Source organism: Streptomyces sp. NPDC058683, assembly GCF_042716195.1.
Classification (GTDB): Bacteria; Actinomycetota; Actinomycetes; order Streptomycetales; family Streptomycetaceae; genus Streptomyces.
On sequence record NZ_JBHXSK010000041.1, the window covers coordinates 79,936 to 103,907 of the forward strand.

Consider the following 23,972-nt stretch of genomic DNA (forward strand, 5'->3'; position numbering starts at 1 on the left):
TCAGACTTCGAGGACCTGGCGCTTGTTGTAGGTGCCGCAAGACGGGCACGCAATGTGCTGCAGCTTGGGCTCGTGGCAGCGCTCGCACGCAACCAGGGTGGGGACCGCAGCCTTCCACTGCGACCGGCGGTGGCGCGTGTTGCTGCGCGACATCTTCCGCTTCGGAACAGCCACGGCTACTTCTCCTGCTTCTCGTCGACGCCCGCTTCCGCGTCAGCGCCGCTCATCTCGTCCTTCTCGCCGTCCTTCGTGGAACCGGCGAGTCCCTGCAAAGCCGCCCAACGGATGTCGACGGCGTCGTGGTGGTGGTCCGGGTCGTCCGTGAGGCGGGCTCCGCACTCGGAGCACAACCCTGCACAGTCGTCCTGGCACACCGGCTGCATCGGCAGTGCGAGCACCACCGCATCACGCAGCACGGGTTCGAGGTCGAACAAGCCGTCCTCGATGAAGTACCTGTCCTCGTCGTCCTCGGCGTCGTCGCCCGGTTCCGCGATCACGCGGCCCCGGTCGTCGGCGTCAGGGTACGAGAACAGTTCCTGGAAGTCCGCTTCGAGCTCCTGCTCGACCGGCTCCAGACACCTTACGCACTCCCCCTCGGCCTGTGCACGGGCGGTGCCTGTGACGAGCACACCTTCCATGACCGACTCGAGCCGGAGGTCCAGCTCCACCGGGACGCCTTGCGGCACTCCGATGACCCCCTTGATACCGAAGTCCTCGGGAGCGTCGATCGTGCGGGTCAGGCGCTGCAGCGCGCCAGGACGCCGCCCCAGCTCGTGCGTGTCGAACACGAACGGGTTGCGGTGGTCTAGGCGTGCGTGAGGAGCCATTCCTGCTTTCGATCTTCGAGTTCAAAGGGACGCCGTCCGGAGGATTCCTCCGGGCAGCGGTGATCGCATACGCAGACGCGACCGAAGAGCCAGGATACTGGACCTTTCGCTGTCGGCCCAATCCGCCGGCTTTCGGCCCCTTCCCTACAGGCCGCGGCCCTGCTCGTAGGCCCTCAGCTGCTCCGGCGTGATCATGCCGGTGTCGAAGAGGCTGGTCTCGTCGAGGGCGTACGACTGGTGCTGGGCCGGCTGCTGCTGGGGGTCGTAGACGGGCTGCTGACCGGTGTCGTAGCCCTGGTAGGCGTAGGGGTCGGCCTGCTGGTAGCCGTAGGGGTCCTGCTGGGCGTAGGCGGGCTGCTGCTGGGGGTAGCCGCCGTAGGGGTCCTGCTGCTGCGGGTAGCCGTACGGATCCTGCACCACGGGCTGCTGCACCGGCTGCTGGTCGTACTGCGGCTGCTGCTGGGCGGCGGCGGGCTGCTGCTCGGCCTGTGCCGCCTGTGCCGCCTGTGCCGCCCGGTCGTCCTGGTCGGCGAGGGCCGCGAGGTCGGCGAGGTAGTCGGCGTCGCTGGAGTGCTGGAAGGTCGTGTTGTCGTCGGCCAGGGCGCCGAGGGCGTCGGAGGCGATCCGGCCGTGCAGCTTGGCGCGGCCCTTGCCGACGGCCTCCAGGGTCTTGGCGAGGACCGCCTCGAAGGCGCCGAGCTTGACGTCGACGTAGGCGTCGGCGTCCCGGCGCAGGGTCTCGGGGTCGTGGCTGCGCTCGGGGGCGTCCTCGTCCTCGTAGCCCTGCTCGTCCAGGCCCGGGCCGGTGCCGAGGAGCTTCTCGCGGCCGCGCCCGACCGAGCCGAGGGTCTTGGTGAGGACGACCTCGAAGTTGGCGAGCTTGGAGTCGACGTAGTCGTCGGCGTCGGCGCGGACCTCCTCGGCCTCCCTGCGGGCCTCGCCGAGGATCCGGTCGGCCTCCGCCTGGGAGCGGCGGGCCACCTCGGTGTCGGAGATCAGCGAGCCGCGCTCGGCGTGCGCGGTCTCGATGATCCGACCGGCCTCCATGCGGGCCTGCTCGACCATCTGGTCCCGGTCGCCGATGAGCTCCTGGGCCTGCGCGAGGGAGCCGGGCAGCGCCTGGCGCAACTCTTCGAGCATCGCGAGCAGCTCGGCGCGGTTGACCACGCACGACGCCGACATGGGCATGGACCGGGCGCCGGAGACCATGGTCACGATCTCGTCGAGCTTCTTCTGCACGTCCACCTGTGCTCGCCACTCTCTACAGCTGGGTTGGAGACGGACGGGACGACTGTAGCCCCATCAGTCCCGGTGAATACGCTTGTTGAGGGCCTCGAAAACGGCCTCCGGTACCAGGTGGGATACGTCCCCGCCCCACTGGGCGACCTCCTTGACCAGGGAGGACGAGAGGAAGCTGTAGGTGGGGTTGGTCGGCACGAAGAGTGTCTCCACGCCCGACAGGCCGATGTTCATCTGGGCCATCTGCAGCTCGTAGTCGAAGTCGCTGACGGCCCGCAGGCCCTTGACGATGGCCGGGATGTCGCGCTGCTTGCAGAAGTCGACGAGGAGGCCGTGGAACGCCTCGACGCGGACGTTTCCGTGGTCGGCCGTGACCTGGCGGATCAGGTCGATCCGCTCGTCGATCTCGAACAGGCCCTTCTTGGACTTGTTGATCATCACCGCGACGTAGACCTCGTCGTAGAGACGGGACGCACGGGCAATGATGTCGAGGTGTCCGTTGGTGATCGGGTCGAACGACCCGGGACAGACGGCGCGGCGCACTTGAGATCCCTCGCTCTCCGGTCCGGTCATCGTGCGTCTTCGCACGTAGAGGCGGCGCGACCGTACCAAAACGTTCCCTCGCCGTAGCGACGGGACCGGAGGGCCTCGAAGCCGGCCGGCCAGTGGAAGTCACCGCCTCTGGTGCTGCGCTCCACGGTGACGAGCGCCTCCGGCGCTAGCCAGCCCCCCGAGTGGAGTGTGAGGAGAATCTCCCGAAGATCGTCGTCCGAGACGGCGTACGGGGGGTCGAGGAAGACGAGGTCGTACGGCTGCGCGGGGGCCGGTGACTGGACGATTTGTTCCGCTTTGCCCGCCCTCACCTCGGCGCCGGGCAGGCCCAGGCTCTTGGCGTTCTCCCGTACGACGCGGGCGGCTCTGGGGTCGGCTTCGACGAGGAGGGTGTGGGCCGCGCCCCGGGAGAGGGCCTCCAGGCCCACGGCTCCTGAACCGGCGTAGAGGTCGAGGACGCGTTCGCCGTCCAGGGGGCCGCCGAGGAGGGACTGCCAGGTGGAGAAGAGGCCCTCGCGTGCGCGGTCCGAAGTTGGCCGGGTTCCTGTGCCGGGCGGCACGGCGAGGCGCCGTCCGCCTGCCTGGCCGGCGATCACGCGGGTCATGGGGGGTCCTTCATCGGGGGCGGCTTTACGGATTCAGTTTGGCAGGCCCACGGGGGTGGGTGCCTGGTCTGCGACGGCGGCTGCGGTCGCGATGTGGCCGGTCGCGCCCGCGCGGCGGAGCCGCATTTCGACACAGCCCCGCGCCCCTTTCGGGGCGCGTCCACTCAGCCCTTCTCCAAGTACTGCTCTCTCTCCTCGTCCAAGAGGGCGTCCAGGGTCGTTCGTAGCCCCGGGAGGTCGGCAAGCTCCGGGTCCCTCGCCACCAGCGCCGTCGCCTCCTCCCGCGCCTCGGCGATGATCTCCTCGTCCTCGATGACCGCCAGGACGCGGAGGCTGGAGCGGGCGCCCGACTGGGCCTGGCCGAGGACATCGCCCTCGCGCCGCTGTTCCAGGTCGATCCTCGACAGCTCGAAGCCGTCCAGGGTCGAGGCCACCGCCGTCAGGCGCTGGCGGGCCGGGCTCGCCTCGGGCATCTCCGTGACCAGGAGGCAGAGGCCGGCGGCGGAACCCCGGCCCACTCGGCCGCGCAGCTGGTGGAGCTGGGAGACGCCGAAGCGGTCGGCGTCCATGATCACCATGGCGGTGGCGTTGGGGACGTTCACGCCGACCTCGATGACCGTGGTGGCGACCAGGACGTCCGTGTCGCCGGCGGCGAAGCGGCGCATCACCGCGTCCTTGTCGTCCGGGTGCATCCTGCCGTGCAGGACCTCCACCCGCAGGCCGCTGAGCGGGCCCTTGGCGAGGTGGTCGGCGACGTCCAGGACGGCCAGCGGGGGGCGCTTCTCGGCTTCGTCCTCGGCCGACTTCTTTGCCTTCTTCGGGTCCTCCTCCTCGTCTCCGATGCGCGGGCAGACGACGTACGCCTGGTGGCCGTTCCCGACTTCCTCGCGGACCCGTTCCCAGGCGCGGGCCAGGAAGTGGGGCTTGTCGGCGGCGGGGACGACATGCGTGGCGATCGGGGAGCGGCCGGCCGGGAGCTGGTCCAGGACCGAGGTCTCCAGGTCGCCGAAGACCGTCATCGCGACCGTGCGCGGGATGGGGGTCGCGGTCATGACGAGGAGGTGGGGAGGTTGTCTGCCCTTGCCGCGCAGGGCGTCTCGCTGTTCCACGCCGAAGCGGTGCTGTTCGTCCACCACCACCAGGCCCAGGTCGTGGAACTGGACCTTGTCCTCGATCAGGGCGTGGGTGCCGATCACCAGGCCGGCGTCGCCGGAGACGAGGTCGAGCATCGCCTGGCGGCGGGCGACCGTGCCCATCGACCCGGTGAGCAGGACGACCTTGGTGGCGTGCTCGGCGCCGCCCAGCATGCCGCCTTCCGCCAGCTCCCCCATCATCTCGGTGATCGAGCGGTGGTGCTGCTGGGCCAGCACCTCGGTGGGCGCGAGCATGGCCGCCTGCCCGCCCGCGTCGACCACCGCGAGCATCGCGCGCAGGGCGACGAGGGTCTTTCCGCTGCCCACCTCGCCCTGGAGGAGGCGGTGCATCGGATGCTCCGTCGCCAGGTCGTCGAAGATCTCCTTCGAGACCTTCTGCTGGCCGTCCGTGAGGGTGAACGGCAGACGGTCGTCGAAGGCCGTGAGGAGGCCGTCGGGGCTGGGCCTGCGGGCCACCGCCGGGAGTTGGGCGTCGGCGTGGCGGCGGCGGGCCAGGGCGACCTGGAGGACGAAGGCCTCGTCCCACTTGAGGCGGGCGCGGGCGTCCTCGATGTCCGCCTTGGTGTGCGGGCGGTGGATCTTGAGGAGGGCCTCGGGGAGGGAGACCAGACCGCGGCCCTCACGGAGGGCCGGTGGAAGCGGGTCCAGGGCCTCCTGGACGCTCGGCAGGACCGTCTGGATCGCCTTGCCGATCTTCCAGGACTCGAGCTTGGCGGTGGCCGGGTAGAGCGGGATGAGGGTTCCGGCCCAGGTCTCCACCGATTCGGCCGGGTCGTCGCCGCGGAGCAGTTCGTAGGCCGGGTGGGCCAGTTGGAGGCGGCGGTTGAAGACCGAGACCTTGCCGGCGAACATCGCGCGCGTGCCCGGCAGGAGTTCCTTGTGGGGCTTGTGGACGCCGTTGCCGAAGAAGACCAGTTGGAGCCGGCCGCTGCCGTCGGTGATCGTGACCTCCAGCCGCTGGCCCTTGCCGCGGGACGCCTTGGAGGAGGCGAACGTGTGCAGTCGGGCGTCGGCGACCATGGCGACCACCGTGACGTGTTCGTCCATGGGCAGGTCGGCGAGGTGGGTGAGCTGGCCGCGCTCCTCGTATCTGCGGGGGTAGTGGTGCAGGAGATCGCCGACCGTGTGCAGGCCGAGATGCTCGGCCATCACCTTGGCGGTGGCTGGGCCGAGCACCTTCTTCAGTGGTTCTTCCAGTGCGGGCACGAGATCCATTGCACACCACGCCACTGACAATGCCGTATATGTCTCGGGAAACCCCTGGTCAGACGGCCGTTTTGAGTCATAGGATGGCGCGCTCCGGCCATCCTTCCGCGGTCACCACCCCACCAGGGACCGCCCGACCCCGCGCCGACCACGTCTTCCCCCCTCCGGCGCAGCGACGATGGACTCCCAGACCTCACAGTCATCCCAGGCATCACAGTCACCCCATACGTTCCAGGTCGACCTGCGTGGTCTGGTGGACCTGCTCTCCCACCATCTGTATTCCAGCCCCAAGGTCTACCTGCGCGAGCTGTTGCAGAACGCGGTGGACGCCATCACCGCCAGACGGGCCGAGCAGCCCGACGCCCCGGCGCGGGTGCGGCTGTACGCCGACGGCAGCGCTCTTCGGGTGGAGGACAGCGGCGTCGGGCTCACCGAGTCGGACGTGCACACGCTGCTCGCGACCATCGGGCGCAGTTCCAAGCGGTCGGACGGGCTGCAGGAGGCCCGCTCCGACTTCCTGGGCCAGTTCGGCATCGGGCTGCTGGCCTGTTTCGTGGTCGCCGAGCGGATCCGGGTGGTCAGCCGCAGTGCCCGTACTCCGGACGCGCCGCCCGTGGAGTGGACGGCCCGCGACGACGGGTCGTACACCGTAAGGACGTTGGCGCCCGAGGCCCGTCCCGAGCCCGGCACCACCGTGCATCTGGTGGCGCGGGCGGGGGCGGCGGAGTGGCTGGACGAGCGGCGGGTGCTCGCGCTGGCGCGGGACTTCGGCTCGCTACTGCCCTACGACGTCCGGGTGGGCGACGAGGCGGTCACCGATCTGCCCGCGCCCTGGGACCGGCCGTACCCCTCCCCCAGCACCCGCCGGGTGGCGCTGGCCCGGCACTGTCAGGAGCTGTTCGGGTTCGCACCGCTGGACTCGATCGCGCTGGACGTACCGCTGGCCGGGATCCGGGGGGTGGCGTACGTGCTGCCGTCGGCGGTCAGTCCCGCCCAGCGGGCCACCCATCGCGTGCACCTCAAGGGCATGCTGCTCACCGAGCGGGCCGAACAGCTGCTGCCGGACTGGGCGTTCTTCGTCCGCTGTGTCCTGGACACGGACAGTCTGCGGCCGACCGCCTCACGCGAGTCGCTGTACGAGGACGAGACGCTGGCCGCCGTACGGGAGGCGCTCGGCGAAAGGATTCGGTCCTGGCTGACCGGGCTGGCCGCCGGCGATCCGGAACGGCTCTCGGCGTTCCTGTCCGTGCACCACCTGGGTGTGAAGTCGCTGGCCCGGCACGACCGGGAGATGCTGCGCACCATGCTGCCGTGGCTCCCCTTCGAGACCACGGACGGGCAGCTGTCCCTGGAGGAGTTCGCGCAGCGGCACCCGGTGGTGCACTTCACGCGGACCGTCGAGGAGTACCGGCAGGTCGCGCCGATCGCCTCCGCGCAGGGCGTCGGGGTGATCAACGGCGGTTACACGTACGACAGCGAGCTGGTCGAGGCGCTGCCGTCGGTGCGGCCCGGGACGGTGGTCGCGGAGCTGGACGCCGACACCGTGACCGCGCATCTGGACACGGTGGATCCCGCGGAGGAGCTGGCGCTGGCGGGCTTCCTCGCGGCCGCGCGGGCGAAGCTGGACCCACTGGGCTGTGATGTCGTCCTGCGCGCCTTCCACCCCCTGTCCGTGCCCGCGCTGCACCTGGACGACCGGGCGGCCCGGCACGAACAGGCCCGCGCGGACGCCGAGGAACAGGCCGACGACCTGTGGGCGGGCATCCTGGGCTCGCTGCGCGGCAGCGCACCCCGGGCGCGTCTGGTGCTCAACCACCTCAACCCGCTGATCCGGCGGATCAGTTCCCTGACCGATCCGGAGCTGATCGGCACCGCGAGCGAATCGCTCTACGGGCAGGCGCTGCTGATGGCCCAGCGCCCGCTGCGGCCCGCCGACTCGGTGCTGATCAACCGCTCGTTCATCGGCCTCCTGGAATGGGCCACTCACGGGGAGGGTGACCGCTGATGGACGAAACCGGCGGGATCGCGGACTTCGACTCGCTGCGCCACGCGATGGCCGAGAACTCCGAGGAGCCGGAGGGGCCCGCCCGCAACGCGCGTGCGGAGCAGCTGCTGGTGGAGGCCGAGAAGCTGAACATCCCGCTCGCCGTGATCGAGGCGCTCGGGCACCAGCTGAAGGTCTACAACTACAGCTCCGAGAAGGACAAGATGTTCGTCCCGTTCGCGCGGTTGCTGCGCCTGTGGGACGAGCGGCCCGGGGACTTCGACGAGTACGAGACGCATTCGCTGTACTGGGTCTTCAAGTGGATGTCGGCCGGCATGCTCGACCAGCCGCACATCCCGCTCGCCTCGATCGAGAAGTGGCTGGGCGAGATGGAGCACCGCTACCGGCTCGCCGGGCACTCCGAGCGGGCGGTGCGCAGCGCCGAGTTCAGTGTCGCCGGGCACATCGGTGACTTCACGCGCGCGGAGCGGGCGTACACGGCCTGGCTGGCGGCGGACCGGGACCGGATGGCCGACTGCCACGCGTGCGAGCTGCACGGGCAGGGCAGCTGGCAGCTGCGCAACGGCCGGGACGCCGAGGCCCTGGAGCTGTGGCGGCCGGTCCTGGAGGGCGAGTACAGCTGCGCCCACGAGCCGCACACGGTCCTCGCCTCCTCTTTGGTGCCGCTGCTGCGCCTTGGCCGGGTCGACGAGGCGCGCGCCCACCACCTGCGCGGTTTCCGGCTGGTCCGCCCCATGGAGAGCATGCGGGGCGCGTACGCGGACCATGTGGAGTTCTGTGCGCTGACCGGCAACGAGGCGCGCGGTCTCGAGCTGCTGGCGGAACGTCCCGCCTATTTCACGGACACCGGGCAGCCGCGCAGCCGGCTGGACTTCATGGCGGTGGTGACGCTGCTGATGGAGCGGCTGACCGAACTGGGCCTCGGTGAGCAGCGGGTACCGGGTCCCGCCGGGCAGGCCTGGAGCGCCGGGGAACTCGCCGTCCACGCACGCGCGGAGGCCCTGGAGCTGGCCGCGCGGTTCGACACCCGCAACGGCACCTCCTATGTCGGTGACCAGGTGCGCGAGCGCATGGCCCAGCGGCCGCTGGTGGACCGGCTGCCGCTGGGCGTACGGGCGGTACGGACGGCGCCCGCCGGACCGGTCGCGCCGGTGGTGCAGGCGCCCGCGCCGGAGCGACCGTCACTGCCCGCGCTGCTCAGCGAGGCGCGTCGGCTGTCGGACACGCTCCAGCCGCACGCCCTGGAGGCCTGGGCGGCGGTCGCGGAGGCCGCCGAGAGCGCCGAGGTGGACACCTATGTCCGCGCGGAGATCGCCGACCACACGGCGATGGGCCGCGGCCCGGAGGGCGTCGAGCTGTTCGAGCGGGCGGCGGAGCTGTACGCGGAGGCCGGCGACGAGGGCGAGGCGATCGCGGCACGCGCGCGTGCCGCCTACGTCCGCGCGCTGTCCGGGGAGCTGGACGAGGCGACGGCCGCGATCGGCGAGCCGTACGACCGGATCCTTGCGCTGTACGCCGACGACGCCACCGGCGTGCGGCAGACGGCGTCCGTGCTGATGAGCCGGGCACGGATCCTGATGCGGTGGGTGCACGAGCGGTCCGAGGGCGCCGCCGACGCCGAGCAGGCCGTACGGGAACTGCTCGCGCTCGTCGGCGGGCGCGGTGGGTCCGACCTCCGGCTGGTGTCCCGGGCGGCCGAGGGGCGGGCGATGCTCGCCGAACTGGCCGAGCACGCCGGCGACGGGGAGCGGGCGGGCGAGCTGTTCCGGCAGGCGACGGCGCAGTTCGTCGGCGCGGAGCTGCCGTGGTTCGCGGTGGAGTACGAGGTGCGGGTGGCCGCGCTCGCCCATGAGCAGGGCGACACGGCCGAGGCGGAGCGGGCGCTGCGCGCGGCCCTGGAGCACGGCGGGCCGTACGTGGAGCCGGTCGGGCGGGCCCAGCTGCACCTCCAGCTCGCCGAGGTCCTGGGCGGCCGGGGCGGGGCCGAGGAGGCCGCCGAGCACGCCCTGGAGGCCGCGCACTGGGCCGACGAGGCCGGGGAGAGCGGCACCCTGGGCGCCTGGGCACGGCACCAGCTGGGCGGCTTCCTGCTGCGGCAGGGGCGGTTCGCGGAGGCCGCGGAGGTGCTGGAGTCGGCGCTGGCGGACCTGAGTGCCGAGACGCACGGCGACGGCGCGGTCGTCCAGACCCAGTGGTGGCTCGGGGACTGTCTGAGCGAGCTCGGCGAGCACCACGCGGCGGCCGAACGGCGGCTCCAGGCGGCCGAGATCGCCCGGCACTGGCCCGAGCAGCACGACCACGCCACCCTGGCGCACCTGGCCGCCGAATCGCTGGGCAACGCGGGGCTGCCCGCCGAGGCGGACCAGGCGTACACGCGCGCGGGCGAGTTGTGGCGGGCCATGGGCAATGTGCACTTCCTGGTCCGCTCGCTGCGGGCGCGCGCCTGGCTGGCGCTGCGCACGGAGGCGGGCACGGAGGGCGCGCGGAAACTGATGGCGGCCGCGGTCACGGAGTGCGAGACGGCGCTGGCGGGGCTCCCGACGCCCGCCGACCCGGCGGCCCGGGAGCGGCTCACCGGTGAACTCGGACACACCCGCCGGCAGTTCGGTGATCTGCTGGCCCGGTCGGTGCCCGAGGACGCGGAGGACGCGGCGATCCAGGACGCGTTCGAGGCGGCGCTGGCCGAGATGACGGCGGCGATCGCGGTCTTCGCCGAGCTGGGCGAGGACGGACTGCACAGCCGTACCGGCGCCGAACTCGCGGCGGGCTGGCTGGAGGCCGACCTGAGCCGGCCGGCGGACGCGGCGGCGCGCGCGCGTGCGGTGCTGGACGCCTACGAGGGCGCCGACCCGGACGACGACACGGTCCGGGCCCGGCGGGCGGAGGCACGGCAGCTGCTGGAGCCCACGGAGGCGTGAAGGGGCGTGCGGTGGGGGCTCACTCGACTCCGATGAGGAGCGGGGCCCCCTGCCGGCCGCCGTTGTAGATCACCGTGTCGACGGCGAGGTACGCCTCGCGCACCCGTGCCTCCAGGCGTTCGGCGACGCCCTCGGGCGCCTCGTCGCCGAGGACGAGGGTGACCAGCTCGCCGCCGGCCTGGAGCATGCGGTCGAGGACGGTCTCGGCGGTGGCCGTCACGTCCGAGCCGATCACCGCCACGTCCCCGTCGACCAGGCCCAGCACGTCGCCGGCCTGGCAGATGCCGGCCATGGTCCAGGACTGCCGTTCCGCGACCACGACCTCGGCGTAGCGGGTGGCGCCGGCCGCCGAGGTCATCTGGACGACGTCCTCGTCGAAGCGGCGTTCCGGCTGGTGCACCGCGAGCGCGGCGATGCCCTGGACCGCCGAGCGGGTCGGGATGAGGGCGACCCGGATGCCCTCCGCGCGGACCTGCTCGGCCGCCGCGGCCGCCGTGTGCCGCAGGTCGGCGTCGTTGGGCAGCAGCACCACCTCGCGCGCGTGGGCACGGCGTACGGCGTCCACCAGTTCCCCGCTGGCGGGCGGCTCCCCGGGGCGCGCGAGTACGGTGGTCGCGCCGGACTCGGTGTACAGCCCGACCAGCCCCTCCCCCGGCACCACGGCCACCACGGCGCGCTGTACCCGCTCGCGCGGCGGCTCCCCGCCGGTGTGCACGTCCCCCGCGCCGAAGTGCGTGATCCGGATCCGGTACGGCCGCCCCGCCTCGACGCCCGCCTCCACGGCGGCACCGGCGTCGTCGACGTGCACGTGGACGTTCCACAGGCCGTCGCCGCCGACCACGACCAGGGAGTCGCCGAGCGCGTCGAGCCGGGTCCGCAGCCGGTCCACGGCGGCGTCCTCGGCCTCCAGGAGGTAGATGACCTCGAAGGCGGGGCCCCCTGCCGACTCGGCGCAGGCATCGGCCCGGGCGTCGGAAACGGTGTCCACGCGCGCGTGGACGACCGGTACCGCCCCGTACGCGTGCGCGTCGAAAGGCGTCGGGGTCTCGCCCGTGAACGCCTCCACCAGCGCCCCGAGCACCGCGACCAGGCCCCGCCCGCCGGCGTCCACCACCCCGGCCCGCTCCAGGGCGGCCAGCTGTCCCGGGGTCTGTGCGAGCGCCTTGCACGCGCCCTCGTAGGCGACCCGCGCGATCGTCCCGCAGTCGCCCTCGGTCGCGTCGGCGGCGTCAGCGGCTGCCGACGCGACCGACAGCACCGTGCCCTCCACGGGGTGGGCCACGGCCTGGCGGGCGGCGTCGGCGGCGTGCCGCAGGGCGAGCCGCAGCCCCTCGCCGTCGATGTGAGTCGCTTCACCCTCGGTGAGGACTTGGGCCATGCCGCGCAGCAGCTGCGCCAGGATCGTGCCGGAGTTGCCGCGCGCGCCTATCAGGGCCCCGTGCGCCATCGCGCGGACCGCGTCGGCCAGGGTGGGGACCTCTTCGCCCAGCTCGTAACCGGCGAAGACGGCCTCCACGGCCCCGGTGGCCGACTCCACCGTCAGATAGAGGTTCGTACCCGTGTCGCCGTCGGCCACCGGGTAGACGTTGATCGCGTCGATCTCCTCGCGCGCCCGGCCGATCGCCCCGAGCGCGAGACCGCACCAGGTGCGTACCGCGAGAGCATCGAAGAATGTCTGCGGCACCTGCGCCACCTGCGCCTCCTTGAGCTGGCCCGACGTGGTCGCAGCGTAGACCCCGGGAGGGTGTCCACCGGAAGTGGGCCGGGAGCCGGCCCCTGAGCTGCCATGCTAGTTTCGTCTAACCGACGCGGCCGTTGTATGCTGCTCCGGTTGCCCGATCCGATCGGGCCATCACCCCTGGCAATGCCACTCAAGATCTCAGATCCCTGAATCTCGATCCCGGCAGGCCGGGATTCAACCGTAAGTGCATCTGAAGTCTTTGGAGTGACCCGTGGCTGCCAACTGCGACGTCTGCGGCAAGGGGCCGGGCTTCGGCAACAACATCTCGCACTCGCACCGCCGTACGTCCCGTCGCTGGAACCCGAACATCCAGCGTGTGCGTACCGTGGTCGGCGGGACGCCGAAGCGCGTGAACGCCTGCACCTCGTGCATCAAGGCCGGCAAGGTCTCGCGCTGACGCACTGCTGCTAGCGCGCGGCCACAGCCGGTTCGCCGCACTGAGCCGGTCCACCTGAGGGTGGGCCGGCTTTTTGCCGTGCCCGAAAGCCGGCCCGAAAGCCGGCCCGGTCAGCCGTGCCCGAAAATCGGAACCCCGGCAAACCGGGCCCTGCCAAGCTGGGCGCATGCGCTTCGGCATCCTCGGCCCCCTGGACATACGCGCCGATGACGGCACCCCCGTCGACCCCGGCGGCCCCCGCCCCCGCGCGCTGCTCACCCTGCTGCTCCTGGACGCCGGCCGCGCGGTCTCCGCACAGCGCCTCGCCGAGGGTCTGTACGGCGCCGAGCCGCCCGCCGGAGCCGCCAACGCCCTCCAGTCCCAGATCTCCCGGCTGCGCCGACGTCTGGCACCGCACGCGGGGATCGAGGCCACCGCCACCGGTTACCGAATCGCCGTCGCCCCCGACACCGTGGACGTGCACCAGTTCGAAACCCGGTCCGCGGTCGGCCGTGCCGCCCTCGCCGCCGGCGACCACCGGAACGCGGCGGCCCGGCTCCGGGAGGCGCTCGCCCTGTGGCGCGGCCCCGCGCTGCCCGACCTCCCGGACGCGCACGCCGAGGCCGCGCGGCTCGAAGAGCTGCGGCTGGCCGCCGTGCAGGACCGGATCGAGGCGGATCTGGCGCTCGGCGAGGGTTCCGGCCTGGTGGCGGAGGTGCGGGCGCTGCTGGCCGCCCATCCGCTGAGCGAGCGGCTGTACGGGCAGCTGATGCGGGCCCTGCATGCGAGCGGGCGGCCCGCCGAGGCGCTCACGGTGTTCGAGGAGGCCCGTCGCGCCCTCGCCGACCAGCTGGGCGCCGATCCCTCGCCGGAGCTGTCCGCGCTGCACCTGGAGCTGCTCAGGGGCGCGGAGCCCGGGCGGCCCCGGCTCCCGGGCCAGCTCACCCGGTTCGTCGGCCGTGAGCCCGAGCTCGCCCGGATCGCCGGCCTCCTGGCCGGCTCCCGCCTGGTCACGCTCACCGGCCCCGGCGGTGCGGGCAAGACCCGGCTGGCGGTCGAGGCGGCGAACAAGATCGAAGCCGCGATCACGGACGAGACTGCGCGCACGGGTGACGGCGTCTGTTTCGTCGAGCTGGCGCCGCTGGGCGACGGCTCCCAGATCCCGTACGCCGTCCTCACCGGCCTCGGCGTCCGCGAGGGTCTGCGCAGCCCTGCCGCCGACACCACGGACCGGTTGCTGGCCGCCCTGGAGGAGCGCGAGCTGCTGCTCGTCCTCGACAACTGCGAGCACCTGGTCGAGGCGGCCGCCAAGATCGCCGCCCTGCTCCTCGCCTCCTGCCCGGGCGTGCGGATCCTCGCCACCAGCCGGGAGTCCCTGAACATCACCGGCGAGGTCCTGGTCCCGGTGCCCCCGCTGCCGCCGGAACCGGCGGAGCGGCTCTTCCTGGACCGGGCCCGCGCGGTGCGCCCCGGTTTCGACGGCCACGCGCGCGTGCCGCACATCTGCGCCGCCCTCGACGGGCTGCCGCTGGCCATCGAACTGGCGGCGGCCCGGCTGCGCACCCTCACCCCCGACGAACTCGCCGACCGCCTGGACGACCGCTTCCGGCTCCTGTCGCGCGGCGACCGCTCCAAGGCGCCCCGGCACCGCACCCTGCGCGCGGTCGTCGAGTGGAGCTGGGATCTGCTGGACGAGGAGGAGCGGGAGCTGGCGCGCCGGCTGACGGTGTTCTCCGGGGGCGCGACGCTGGCGGCCGTCGAGGCGGTGTGCGGGCTGCCGTATCCGGAGGACCTGCTGGCCTCGCTGGTGGAGAAGTCGTTCCTGGAGGTGTCCGAGGGCCGCTACCGGATGCTGGAGACGATCCGCGCGTTCGCCGCCGCGGACCTGCCCGACCCGGGTGGCCTGCGGGACGCGCACGCCGGGTACTTCCTGCGGCTGGCCGAGGAGGCCGAGCCGAAACTCCGTGGCGGCGGGCAGCTGCCCTGGCTGGAACGGCTGTCCGCCGAGCACGGCAACCTGGACGCGGCCCTGCGCCATCTCGTGCGCCACGGCCCCGAGGACGCCCTGCGCCTGATGGCCGTCCTGTCCTGTTTCTGGCGGCTGCGCGGGCTGCACGGCGAACAGGTGACGTCGGCACGCGCACTGCTGGCCGCCGTGGGGGACGCGCCGCCGCCGGGGCTGACGGAGGAGTACGTGCTGTGCGCGATCAACGTGCTCCTCGGCGACGGCGACCACGCGGCCGGCGGTGCAGCGGGTGGCGACGAGGAGCTCGTCGCGCGCGTGGACGCCCTGCTGGCCGCGCACGATGGCCCCCTGCGGCTGCCGTACATCCTCATGCTGTGGTCGCTCGCGGTCGGCCCCCGGCCGGCGACCAACGAGCAGGCGCTCGCCCTGGCCGGCGACGATCCCTGGGCCCGTGCGCTGCTCGACGTGGGCCTGGGTTTCCAGGAGTACTACACGGGCCGGCCGCGGGAGGCCGAGGAGTGCTTCACCAGGGCGCTGGCCGGGTTCCGGGCGACGGGTGACCGCTGGGGGATGGCCAACTGCCTCGACCCGCTCGGCATGTTCGCCCACGCGCGCGGGGACTCACCGCGCGCCCTGGAGCTGCTGGACGAGGGGCTGGCGTACATGCGCGAGGTGGCGGCCCCCGAGGAGACCTCCGATCTGCTGCGCAGCCGTGGCACCGTGCTGCTGCACCAGGGCGACGCGCAAGGCGCCGAAGCCCACTTCGAGCGGGCACTGACGCTGGCCCGGAGTGCCGGGCTCCCCGACAAGGTGGCGGGTGCCCGGCGTCAGCTCGGCGACACGGCACGGCTGTCCGGGAACACGGCACGCGCGCGCGTGCACTACGGGACCGCCCTCCAGGAGTGTGCCGCCAACTGGTTCAGCGTCGGCGAGACGGTCCGCATCCTCATCGGGCTCGGCCGCACGGCCGCCGCCGAGGGATGCGCCGAGGAGGCGCGCGAGTGGTTCCGGCAGGCCACCGAACTCGCCGTCGAGGGGCCGGGCGCCTTCAAACTCGCCGAGACGGCCGACGCGTGGGCGTCCGTCGCCGACACCGCCGAGCGGGCCGCCGTCCTGCTCGGCGCGGCGACAGCACTGCGGGGTGCCCGGGCCGAGGCCGACCCCGACGTCGTACGCACCGACAAGGACGTACGCGCGAAGCTGTCGCCCGAGGCCTACGACCAGGCCTTCGAGCGGGGCCGGCGGCTGGGGTCGGCCGCGGTCAGCGAACGGTAGGAGGACGGTCAGCGGCGCCGCCGAAGCTCATCGCATGACAACGCACGTCACACCGAAGAACCCCACGCCGAAGAACCTCGGCCACCTCAGCGTCCTGATCTCCGGCGCCAGCGTCGCCGGCGCCGCCCTCGCCCTGAACCTCGTCCGGCTCGGCGCCCGCGTCACCGTCGTCGAGAAGGCCCCGGCACTGCGCGGCGGCGGCTTCGCGGTCGACTTCCGCGGCCATGTCCACCGCACCGTCCTGACCTCCATGGGCATCTGGGACGAGATCCACGCCCGCCAGACCCACATGGGCCGCCAGACCGTCGTGGACGCCGACGGCAGCCCGCGCGTGGACCTGCCCGCCGAGCTGATGAGCGGTGACGTGGAGATCTTCCGCGGCGACCTCGCACAGCTGATGTTCGAGCGCACCGAGGACGACGTCGAGTACGTCTTCGGCGACTCGATCGCCTCCCTCGCCCAGGACGCCGACGGTGTCGACGTCACCTTCGAGCAGGGCGCCCCGCGCCGCTTCGACCTGGTCGTCGGTGCGGACGGCCTGCACTCCCACACCCGCCGGCTCGCCTTCGGCGACGAGTCCCGCTACCTGCGCTTCTTCGACCACTACGTGGCCGGCTTCGACGTCCCCAACCACCTCGGCCTGGACCGCACCGGCCGGGTCCACAGCGAGCCCGGCCGCGCGGCCGTCATCGGCAACTACGACGGCGACCCGCACCGCGCGGGTGCGCTGCTGGTCTTCCGGTCCGAGGAGCTGTCGTACGGCCGCAGGGACGTCACGGCGCAGAAGCGGATCGTCGCGGAACGTTTCGCCGGCTTCGGCTGGGAGGGCCCGACCCTGCTCAAGGCCCTCGAAGAGGCCGACGACCTGTACTTCGACGCGATCGCCCAGATCCACGTCGACCGCCTGGTCGAGGGGCGGGTGGTGCTGCTCGGGGACGCCGGGTACGGGGCGACCATGGGCGGGATGGGGACGGGGGTGGCGGTCGTCGGCGCCTATGTCCTCGCCGGTGAACTCGCCCTCGCGGGCGGCGACCACCGCACCGCGTTCGCCGAGTACGAGACCCGGATCCGGGACTTCGCCAAGGGCTGCCAGAAGATCTCCGGTAACGCGGGCCCGTTCTTCGCCCCGCCGACCGAGCGGCGCATCCGCAACCGGGACCGCATGTACCGGGTCCTCGGCTCACGCCCGCTGGCCCGCATCTTCAAGAAGATGACGGAGAAGGCGGCCACCGACATCAAGCTGCGGGAGTATCCCTACTGAGGGCCCCTGCCCAGGGCCCAGCCGTGGTCCACCGGCCCGATCCCGGCGCCGAGGGCGAACCCGGCGGCGATCGCCCCGGTGACGTACTCCTTGGCCGCCGCCACCGCTTCCGGTACGGACCGCCCCTTCGCGAGCTGCGACGCGATCGCGGACGCGAGGGTGCAGCCCGTGCCGTGCGTGTGCCGGTTGTCGTGCCGGGGGGCGCGCAGCCGGAACTCGTCCGTGCCGTCCGTGAGCAGGTCCACGGCCTCACCGGGCAGATGCCCGCCCTTGATCAGCACCCACTTCGGCCCGTACGACAGCACGGCCGCCGCGGCCCGGCGCAGCTCCGTCTCCGACTCGACCCGCACTCCGGTGAGTTGGGCCACCTCGTCGAGGTTGGGGGTGGCCACGGTGGCCAGCGGGAGGAGCTTGGTGCGGACCGAGTCGAGGGCGGAGGCGGCGAGCAGGGAGTCGCCGTGCTTGGAGACGCCCACCGGGTCGACGACCACGGGCGCGTCGGTCCCGGCGATCAACTCCGCGACCGTCTCGACGAGTTCGGCCGAGGCGAGCATCCCGGTCTTCACCGCGTCCACACCGATGTCGTCGACCACGCTCCGGTACTGGGCCCGCACCGCCGCCACCGGCAGCTCCCAAGCGCCCTGCACGCCGACGGAGTTCTGCGCGGTCACCGCCGTGATCACGCTCATGCCGTGCACGCCCAGTGCCAGCATCGTCTTCAGGTCGGCCTGGATCCCGGCCCCGCCGCCGGAGTCGGAGCCCGCGACCGTCAGCACGCGCGGGAGGCTCATGACTCGATGTCCCCGAAGTGGTCCCAGCCGCCCTTGCTGGTCCAGGGTGCCCCGTCGACGGTCACCTGCGGCAGCGCGGACGGGTTGAGGACCTCCCCGATGACTTTCCAGCGGGCGGGCAGCTTCACGTCCGGCGGGAAGGTCGCCACGATCGCGTGGTCCTCGCCGCCGGTCAGCACCCACTGGATCGGGTCGACGCCGACGGCCTGCCCGATGTCGTTCATCTGGGACGGGACGTCGATCGCGCCCGAGCGGATGTCGATGCGGACCTTGCTGGCCTCGGCGATGTGCCCGAGATCGGCGATCAGGCCGTCGCTCACATCGCACATCGCGGTCGCGCCGAGGCCGGCGGCGGCCGGGCCCGCGTGGTACGGCGGCTCGGGGCGGCGGTGCGCCTCCACGAAGGCGCGCGGCGAGCGGAAGCCCCGGGAGAGCACCGCGTAGCCGGCCGCGGACCAGCCCAGCCAGCCGGTCACGGCGACCAGGTCGCCGGGCTGGGCGCCGGCCCGGGTGACCGGCTCCTGGTTGCGCAGATCGCCGAGCGCGGTGATGGAGACCATGATCGTGTCGCCGCGGACCACGTCGCCGCCGACCACCGAGGCGCCGGCCACCTGGCACTCGTCCCGGATGCCGTCCATCAGCTCGCTGGGCCAGGTCACCGGCAGTTCGGCGGGGACGACCAGGCCGAGCAGCAGCGCGGTCGGCACGGCGCCCATGGCGGCGATGTCCGCGAGGTTCTGCGCGGCCGCCTTGCGGCCCACGTCGTAGGCCGTGGACCAGTCGCGGCGGAAGTGCCGGCCCTCCAGCAGGATGTCGGTGCTGGCCACGACCCTGCGGTCGGGCGCGGCGACCACCGCGGCGTCGTCGCCGGGGCCGACCCGGACCGCCGGAGTGGTGGTGAGACGGGAGGTGAGCTCCCTGATGAGCCCGAACTCCCCCAGCTCACCAACAGTGCCCTTCATTGCCCTTACGCCCCTTCTCTGCCTTGCCGTGCCCGCTCGCGCGTCATCGTCGTCCTGGATACGGTCGAGGTGACCGTCAACTTCTGTCGTGGCTGCACCCTGGCGCGCAAGCCCCTGTCCGCGCAGGTCTCCCCGCGGTGAGCGGCGACGCGATACCGTGGCGTTCCTTTTCCCCACATGATCCTCGTGGCCGCCCTGGAGGTTCCGTGGTACAGGCGTACATCCTGATCCAGACGGAGGTCGGCAAAGCGTCGACCGTCGCCGAGATCATCAGCAAGATCCCTGGAGTCATCCAGGCCGAGGATGTGACAGGACCGTACGATGTCATCGTGCGCGCACAAGCGGAGACAGTCGACGAACTCGGTCGGCTCGTGGTCGCGAGAGTCCAGCAAGTGGAGGGCATTACGCGTACCCTGACCTGCCCGGTCGTCCATCTGTAGCCCCCGTCTAGGCTTGGCCGGTGAACATTTTCCGTCACCGGCCATTCGGTCTGCCCGCGCTCGCCGTGCTGATGATCGCGGCGGCGGGCTGCTCCTCAGCAGACGACGCCCCGTCGGCGGCGGTTCCCAGTCCGGGCGCGGCGGTTGCCAAGCTGTGCCGGAACCTCGACGAGGGGTTGCCGAAGAAGGTGGACAAGCTCGCCCGGCGTGACCCCGAGCCTGCCTCCGCGCTGACGGCGGGCTGGGGGGACCCCGCGATCATACTGCGCTGTGGAATCGAGCGGCCTGCGAAGATGGCCGATCCGGAGGCCGACGGGGTCGAGGTCAACGGGGTCGGGTGGCTGCTGGAGCAGGAGGCCGACAAATCGTTCCGGTTCACCACGACGTTGCGGAAGGCGTATGTCGAGGTGACGATCCCGAAGGAGCGGACCGGGGACGGCATGGCGCCGTTGGTGAGCCTGGCGCCTGCCGTCAAGAAGGCGATTCCGGAGGGGATCGCCGACTAGGCGCCATGGCGCTGAGGCCGATCCGTCGGGTGCGGGTCGTGCGTGGTTGCTCGCGCCCACGCGGCGGTAGCCGCAAGTCGAACCAGCCCCGCGCCCCTTTCGGGGGCGCTTCAGCTCGGGGCGCTTTCTAGCGAAGCCCTGTCGAACGGTTCAGCGCTGCCTGGATCAGGCGGTCGACCAACTCGGGGTAGGCGATACCGCTCGCCTGCCACATCTGGGGGTACATCGAGATCGGCGTGAAGCCGGGCATCGTGTTGATCTCGTTGATCACGAAGTCGCCGTCCTCCGTGAGGAAGAAGTCCGCGCGGACCAGGCCCTCGCAGGACGCGGCCTCGAAGGCGTCCACCGCGAGCGCCTGGATCTCGGCGGTCTCCGCGGGCGTCAGCGGGGCCGGGACGATGCCGGGGGTGGAGTCGATGTACTTGGCCTCGAAGTCGTAGTACGCGTGCGTGTCGGCCGGCGGGATCTCGGCCGGGACCGAGGCGCGCGGGCCGTCCTCGAACTCCAGGACGCCGACCTCGATCTCACGGCCGCGCAGCGCCGCCTCGACCAGGATCTTCGGGTCGTGGGCCTGGGCGGTGGCGATCGCCTCGTCCAGGCCGGAGAGGTCGTCGACCTTGGTGATGCCGATCGACGAGCCGGCCCGCGCGGGCTTCACGAACAGCGGCCAGCCGTGCTCACCCGCGAAGTCGACGATCCTCTTGCGGGCGGCGGACTCGTCCTGCTTCCACTCGCGAGGCCGGATCACCAGGTAGGGGCCGACCTTGAGCCCGAACGAGGTGAACACCCGCTTCATGTACTCCTTGTCCTGGCCCACGGCCGAGGCGAGCACTCCGGAGCCGACGTACGGGACGCCGGAGAGCTCCAGGAGGCCCTGGAGGGTGCCGTCCTCGCCGTAGGGGCCGTGCAGCATCGGGAAGACGACGTCGACCTCGCCGAGCGCCTTGGGCACGGAGCCGGGCTCGCTGTAGACGACCTCGCGGTTGGCCGGGTCGACGGGGAGCAGCACGCCGCCGTCGGTGGACTCGGCGAGGTCCCCGACCTCCGGCGTACGGCGGTCGGTGATCGCCATGCGCTCCGGTGCGTCGGCGGTGAGCACCCAGCGGCCTTCCCTGGTGATGCCGATCGGCAGGACGTCGTACTTCGTCCGGTCGATGGCGCTCAGGACGGCGCCGGCGGTGACCATGGAGATCCCGTGCTCGGAGCTGCGACCGCCGAACACGACGGCCACACGCGGCTTGCGAGCGGGCTGCTCAGGGTTCTGGGGGAGGTTCTCGGTGCTCATATCGGGTTGAGAGTACCCGGTGGTAGGGCGCCGATACAGCGTCCGCGGGGTGGGTTCGCTCAGCGTCGCTCGGGCTTCGCGCTGCGCGACATCAGCTCCTTGAGGGCGACCACGGGCGGCTTGCCCTCGTGCACGATGTCGACCACCGTCTCGGTGATCGGCATCTCCACGCCGTGCCGGCGGGCCAGATCCGCAACGGACTCGCAGGACTTGACGCCCTCGGCGGTCTGCCGGGTGACCGCGATGGTCTCCTCCAGGGTCATGCCCTTGCCGAGGTTGGTGCCGAAGGTGTGGTTGCGGGACAGAGGCGAGGAGCAGGTGGCGACCAGGTCGCCGAGGCCCGCGAGTCCGGAGAAGGTCAGCGGGTCGGCGCCGAGCGCCATGCCGAGGCGGGTGGTCTCGGCGAGGCCGCGGGTGATCAGCGAGCCCTTGGCGTTGTCGCCGAGCCCCATGCCGTCGGCGATGCCGACCGCGAGCCCGATGACGTTCTTGACCGCGCCGCCGAGTTCGCAGCCGATGACGTCGGTGTTGGTGTACGGCCGGAAGTACGGCGTGTGACAGGCGACCTGGAGGCGCTGGGCGACGGTGTCGTCGGTGCAGGCGACCACGGCGGCGGCCGGCATCCGGGCCGCGATCTCACGGGCCAGGTTGGGGCCCGTGACGACCGCGATACGGTCCTGGCCGACCTTGGCGACGTCCGCGATGACCTCGCTCATCCGCATGGTGGTGCCGAGTTCGATGCCCTTCATGAGGGACACCAGGGTGGTGCCGGGCGCGAGCAGCGGCGCCCAGTCCGCGAGGTTGGCGCGCATGGTCTGGGACGGCACCGACAGGACGGTGAAGTCGGCGCCGGCCGCGGCCTCGGCGGGGTCGGTCGTGGCCCGCAGGTTCTCGGGGAGTTCCACGCCGGGCAGGTAGTCGGGGTTGGTACGGCCGGAGTTGATGGCCTCGGCCACCTCGGCCCGCCGCGCCCACAGGGTGACCTCGCACCCGGCGTCGGCGAGCACCATCCCGAAGGCCGTACCCCACGAACCCGCGCTGAAGACCGCCGCCTTGGCAGGCATGCTCACTTGCCGCTCTCCTCTTCCAGACCGCTCTGCGCACGCGTCCGGCGCCGCTGCTCGATCCGCACCTGGCGTGGATCGTAGGGGCTCTCGGGGGCCTTCTCGCCGCGGATCTCCTCCAGCTGGCGGGTGATGGCGGCCATGATGACCTCGGTCGCCTCCTTCAGGACGTCCTGGGTCATGTCCTTGCCGTAGAAGCGCGAGAGGTCGACCGGCGGACCGGCAAGGACGTGGTGGGTCTTGCGAGGCAGCAGGTTGAGCTTCTTCGCGTACGGCGGCAGCAGTTCGTTGGCGCCCCACTGGGCGACCGGGATCACCGGGCACTTGGTCTGCAGGGCGACCCGGGCGGCACCGGTCTTGGCGGTCATGGGCCACTGGTCCGGGTCGCGGGTGATCGTTCCCTCAGGGTAGAAAGCCACGCATTCGCCGCGTTCCACGGCGTCGATCGCGGCCCGGAAGGCACTGAGGGCGTCGGTGGACTCGCGGTAGACGGGGATCTGGCCGGTGCCCCGCATGGCGGCGCCGACGAATCCCTTCTTGAAAAGCCCGCTCTTCGCCAGGAATCTCGGAACGCGCCCGGTGTTGTACTGATAGTGCGCGTAGGCGAAGGGGTCGATGTGGGAATTGTGGTTCACCGCGGTGATAAATCCGCCCTCGGCCGGAATGTTGTCCATTCCGCGCCAGTCCCGCTTGATCAGGACCACCAGCGGCGGTTTGCAGAGCACCGCAGCGAAGCGGTACCAGAAGCCGATTCTCCGGCGGGGCACGCGCACACCTTCCTCTAGGACTTCTTCCCGGTCTCCGGGACTTCTTCTCCCGGACCGGGGGCCGGGAGAAGTGTCGCCCCGGTCCGCCGGTCTGTCGAGGAACACCGTACGCCTCACTGCCGCGCCTGCCTCGGGGCCCGGGTGACAATGAGGCAACGAGGGAGGGACGGTACGTCGGTGCAGTGGACCTTGGTGATACCCCTCAAGCCCCTGGCGCGAGCCAAGAGCAGGCTCGCGGACACCGCGACGGACGGTGTGCGTCCGGGACTGGCCCTCGCCTTCGCGCAGGACACGGTGGCCGCGGCGCTGGCCTGCCAGGCGGTGAAGGATGTGGCGGTCGTCACGGACGACACGCTGGCCGGGCGCGAGCTCTCGGCGCTGGGCGCGCGGATCGTCCCGGACACGCCGGGAGGCGGCCTGAACGCCGCCCTGCGGCACGGCGCCGCGGTCGTACGCGCGTCGCGTCCGGAAAGCGCGGTGGCGGCCCTGAACGCCGATCTGCCGGCGTTGCGTCCGCTGGAATTGTCCCGCGTGCTCGACGCGGCCGCGGAATTCCCGCGCGCTTTTCTCGCGGACGCGGCGGCTATCGGCACCACCTTGCTGGCCGCGACCCCCGGCAATGAATTGGCGCCCGTATTCGGCCCGGATTCCCGCGCCCGCCACACCGCCTCGGGCGCCACGGAACTGACACTGGCCGGCGTGGAGTCGGTACGCCAGGACGTGGACACCGGCGCGGACCTGCGCACGGCCCTGGCCCTCGGCGTGGGCCCGCGCACGGCGGCGGTGGCAGCGCGGCTGCTGATCCCGGACCAGTAGGCTGCGCTCATGCAGGCGACCGCATACACGTACGACCCCGACAGCAGAAGCGGCCAGGTACTGCTGGACGACGGGACCCCGGTGCCTTTCGACGGGGCGGCGTTCGAGGCGGGCGGGCTACGCCTGCTCAGGCCGGGTCAACGGGTCCGGATCGAGACCGAGGGAAGCGGAGCCGACCTCCGCGTCACTCTGGTGACACTCCAGACGTTCTGAGGC

Annotated in this window: 21 protein-coding genes; 9 read left to right on the forward strand and 12 right to left on the reverse strand. The window is 72.1% G+C overall.

Translation table 11 applies throughout. From position 1 onward, the window contains the following. The 6 genes from rpmF to recG all read right to left on the reverse strand — a co-directional run bounded on the left by rpmF (window position 1) and on the right by recG (window position 5,592). A complete protein-coding gene (gene rpmF, locus ACFWXC_RS36775; protein WP_007493396.1) occupies window positions 1-174 on the reverse strand; it encodes a 50S ribosomal protein L32 in 174 nt (57 codons plus the stop codon). Window positions 175-176: 2 nt separating this feature from the next. Further along, the gene (locus ACFWXC_RS36780) at window positions 177-827 is read right to left on the reverse strand and encodes a YceD family protein (protein ID WP_384485698.1); all 651 of its coding nucleotides are present in this window, start codon (window positions 825-827) and stop codon (window positions 177-179) included. A 144-nt stretch (window positions 828-971) separates the two neighbouring features. After that, a complete protein-coding gene (locus ACFWXC_RS36785) occupies window positions 972-2,072 on the reverse strand; it encodes a cell division initiation protein (protein WP_384485700.1) in 1,101 nt (366 codons plus the stop codon). Window positions 2,073-2,129: 57 nt separating this feature from the next. Further along, window positions 2,130-2,609, reverse strand: coding sequence for a pantetheine-phosphate adenylyltransferase (gene coaD, locus ACFWXC_RS36790; protein ID WP_384485749.1), 480 nt, complete (start codon window positions 2,607-2,609; stop codon window positions 2,130-2,132). 26 nt (window positions 2,610-2,635) lie between these two features. Further along, the gene (rsmD, locus tag ACFWXC_RS36795; RefSeq protein WP_384485702.1) at window positions 2,636-3,223 is read right to left on the reverse strand and encodes a 16S rRNA (guanine(966)-N(2))-methyltransferase RsmD; all 588 of its coding nucleotides are present in this window, start codon (window positions 3,221-3,223) and stop codon (window positions 2,636-2,638) included. A 164-nt stretch (window positions 3,224-3,387) separates the two neighbouring features. Then, window positions 3,388-5,592, reverse strand: a complete 2,205-nt coding sequence (recG, locus tag ACFWXC_RS36800) for an ATP-dependent DNA helicase RecG (RefSeq protein ID WP_384485704.1) — start codon at window positions 5,590-5,592, stop codon at window positions 3,388-3,390. A 169-nt stretch (window positions 5,593-5,761) separates the two neighbouring features. Between recG and ACFWXC_RS36805 the strand changes: the two genes are divergently transcribed. Together ACFWXC_RS36805 and ACFWXC_RS36810 are read left to right on the forward strand one after the other, a co-directional pair. Beyond that, window positions 5,762-7,588, forward strand: coding sequence for an HSP90 family protein (locus tag ACFWXC_RS36805; protein ID WP_384485706.1), 1,827 nt, complete (start codon window positions 5,762-5,764; stop codon window positions 7,586-7,588). Continuing rightward, the gene (locus tag ACFWXC_RS36810) at window positions 7,588-10,506 is read left to right on the forward strand and encodes a tetratricopeptide repeat protein (protein WP_384485708.1); all 2,919 of its coding nucleotides are present in this window, start codon (window positions 7,588-7,590) and stop codon (window positions 10,504-10,506) included. The genes ACFWXC_RS36805 and ACFWXC_RS36810 overlap by 1 nt, the downstream gene beginning before the upstream one ends. A 19-nt stretch (window positions 10,507-10,525) precedes the next feature. On the opposite strand, the gene ACFWXC_RS36815 is transcribed toward ACFWXC_RS36810, so the two are convergent. Next, window positions 10,526-12,199, reverse strand: a complete 1,674-nt coding sequence (locus tag ACFWXC_RS36815; protein ID WP_384485710.1) for a DAK2 domain-containing protein — start codon at window positions 12,197-12,199, stop codon at window positions 10,526-10,528. Between the two features lie 259 nt (window positions 12,200-12,458). Here ACFWXC_RS36815 and rpmB point away from each other — a divergent pair, with 259 nt between their 5' ends. The 3 genes from rpmB (at window position 12,459) to ACFWXC_RS36830 (ending at window position 17,125) form a co-directional block, all read left to right on the forward strand. Further along, a complete protein-coding gene (gene rpmB, locus ACFWXC_RS36820; RefSeq protein ID WP_003993230.1) occupies window positions 12,459-12,644 on the forward strand; it encodes a 50S ribosomal protein L28 in 186 nt (61 codons plus the stop codon). A 166-nt stretch (window positions 12,645-12,810) separates the two neighbouring features. Beyond that, a complete protein-coding gene (locus ACFWXC_RS36825) occupies window positions 12,811-15,864 on the forward strand; it encodes a BTAD domain-containing putative transcriptional regulator (RefSeq protein WP_384485711.1) in 3,054 nt (1,017 codons plus the stop codon). 34 nt (window positions 15,865-15,898) lie between these two features. Further along, window positions 15,899-17,125, forward strand: coding sequence for an FAD-dependent monooxygenase (locus ACFWXC_RS36830; RefSeq protein ID WP_384485712.1), 1,227 nt, complete (start codon window positions 15,899-15,901; stop codon window positions 17,123-17,125). On the opposite strand, the gene thiD is transcribed toward ACFWXC_RS36830, so the two are convergent. Both thiD and ACFWXC_RS36840 read right to left on the reverse strand, forming a co-directional pair. Continuing rightward, the gene (gene thiD, locus ACFWXC_RS36835; protein ID WP_384485714.1) at window positions 17,119-17,916 is read right to left on the reverse strand and encodes a bifunctional hydroxymethylpyrimidine kinase/phosphomethylpyrimidine kinase; all 798 of its coding nucleotides are present in this window, start codon (window positions 17,914-17,916) and stop codon (window positions 17,119-17,121) included. The genes ACFWXC_RS36830 and thiD overlap by 7 nt on opposite strands. Beyond that, entirely contained in the window at window positions 17,913-18,878 is a 966-nt protein-coding gene (locus tag ACFWXC_RS36840) for a thiamine-phosphate kinase (protein ID WP_351705346.1), read from the reverse strand. The genes thiD and ACFWXC_RS36840 overlap by 4 nt, the downstream gene beginning before the upstream one ends. Before the next feature lie 206 nt (window positions 18,879-19,084). Between ACFWXC_RS36840 and ACFWXC_RS36845 the strand changes: the two genes are divergently transcribed. Together ACFWXC_RS36845 and ACFWXC_RS36850 are read left to right on the forward strand one after the other, a co-directional pair. Next, window positions 19,085-19,318, forward strand: a complete 234-nt coding sequence (locus ACFWXC_RS36845) for an Lrp/AsnC ligand binding domain-containing protein (protein ID WP_352219363.1) — start codon at window positions 19,085-19,087, stop codon at window positions 19,316-19,318. A gap of 20 nt (window positions 19,319-19,338) precedes the next feature. Further along, window positions 19,339-19,824 carry a DUF3515 domain-containing protein gene (locus ACFWXC_RS36850; RefSeq protein WP_384485717.1) on the forward strand — a complete coding sequence of 162 codons (486 nt, stop codon included), beginning with the start codon at window positions 19,339-19,341 and terminating at the stop codon, window positions 19,822-19,824. Between the two features lie 127 nt (window positions 19,825-19,951). Here the strand turns inward: ACFWXC_RS36850 and ACFWXC_RS36855 are convergent, their stop codons facing one another. Genes ACFWXC_RS36855 through ACFWXC_RS36865 form a run of 3 tightly spaced genes read right to left on the reverse strand, consistent with a single transcriptional unit; the run spans window position 19,952 to window position 22,940 of the window. Then, the gene (locus tag ACFWXC_RS36855; RefSeq protein WP_384485719.1) at window positions 19,952-21,109 is read right to left on the reverse strand and encodes a D-alanine--D-alanine ligase family protein; all 1,158 of its coding nucleotides are present in this window, start codon (window positions 21,107-21,109) and stop codon (window positions 19,952-19,954) included. 59 nt (window positions 21,110-21,168) lie between these two features. Beyond that, window positions 21,169-22,179: an NAD(P)H-dependent glycerol-3-phosphate dehydrogenase gene (locus ACFWXC_RS36860; protein WP_384485721.1), complete on the reverse strand. Its 1,011-nt coding sequence runs from the start codon at window positions 22,177-22,179 to the stop codon at window positions 21,169-21,171. After that, a complete protein-coding gene (locus ACFWXC_RS36865; RefSeq protein WP_384485723.1) occupies window positions 22,176-22,940 on the reverse strand; it encodes a lysophospholipid acyltransferase family protein in 765 nt (254 codons plus the stop codon). Before ACFWXC_RS36865 ends, ACFWXC_RS36860 begins: the two co-directional genes overlap by 4 nt. A gap of 177 nt (window positions 22,941-23,117) precedes the next feature. Here ACFWXC_RS36865 and cofC point away from each other — a divergent pair, with 177 nt between their 5' ends. Next, window positions 23,118-23,756, forward strand: a complete 639-nt coding sequence (gene cofC / locus ACFWXC_RS36870; RefSeq protein ID WP_384485725.1) for a 2-phospho-L-lactate guanylyltransferase — start codon at window positions 23,118-23,120, stop codon at window positions 23,754-23,756. 9 nt (window positions 23,757-23,765) lie between these two features. Continuing rightward, window positions 23,766-23,969, forward strand: a complete 204-nt coding sequence (locus ACFWXC_RS36875; protein ID WP_365804061.1) for a hypothetical protein — start codon at window positions 23,766-23,768, stop codon at window positions 23,967-23,969. Window positions 23,970-23,972 lie beyond the last annotated feature (3 nt).

Coding starts and splice junctions, on each gene's coding strand:
- ACFWXC_RS36780 (WP_384485698.1), bottom strand. CDS start 827: ATGGCTCCTCACGCACGCCTAGACCACCGCAACCCGTTCGTGTTCGAC.
- ACFWXC_RS36855 (WP_384485719.1), bottom strand. CDS start 21,109: ATGAGCACCGAGAACCTCCCCCAGAACCCTGAGCAGCCCGCTCGCAAG.
- recG (WP_384485704.1), bottom strand. CDS start 5,592: ATGGATCTCGTGCCCGCACTGGAAGAACCACTGAAGAAGGTGCTCGGC.
- ACFWXC_RS36810 (WP_384485708.1), top strand. CDS start 7,588: ATGGACGAAACCGGCGGGATCGCGGACTTCGACTCGCTGCGCCACGCG.
- thiD (WP_384485714.1), bottom strand. CDS start 17,916: ATGAGCCTCCCGCGCGTGCTGACGGTCGCGGGCTCCGACTCCGGCGGC.
- ACFWXC_RS36830 (WP_384485712.1), top strand. CDS start 15,899: ATGACAACGCACGTCACACCGAAGAACCCCACGCCGAAGAACCTCGGC.
- ACFWXC_RS36875 (WP_365804061.1), top strand. CDS start 23,766: ATGCAGGCGACCGCATACACGTACGACCCCGACAGCAGAAGCGGCCAG.
- ACFWXC_RS36805 (WP_384485706.1), top strand. CDS start 5,762: ATGGACTCCCAGACCTCACAGTCATCCCAGGCATCACAGTCACCCCAT.
- ACFWXC_RS36840 (WP_351705346.1), bottom strand. CDS start 18,878: ATGAAGGGCACTGTTGGTGAGCTGGGGGAGTTCGGGCTCATCAGGGAG.
- ACFWXC_RS36825 (WP_384485711.1), top strand. CDS start 12,811: ATGCGCTTCGGCATCCTCGGCCCCCTGGACATACGCGCCGATGACGGC.
- rsmD (WP_384485702.1), bottom strand. CDS start 3,223: ATGACCCGCGTGATCGCCGGCCAGGCAGGCGGACGGCGCCTCGCCGTG.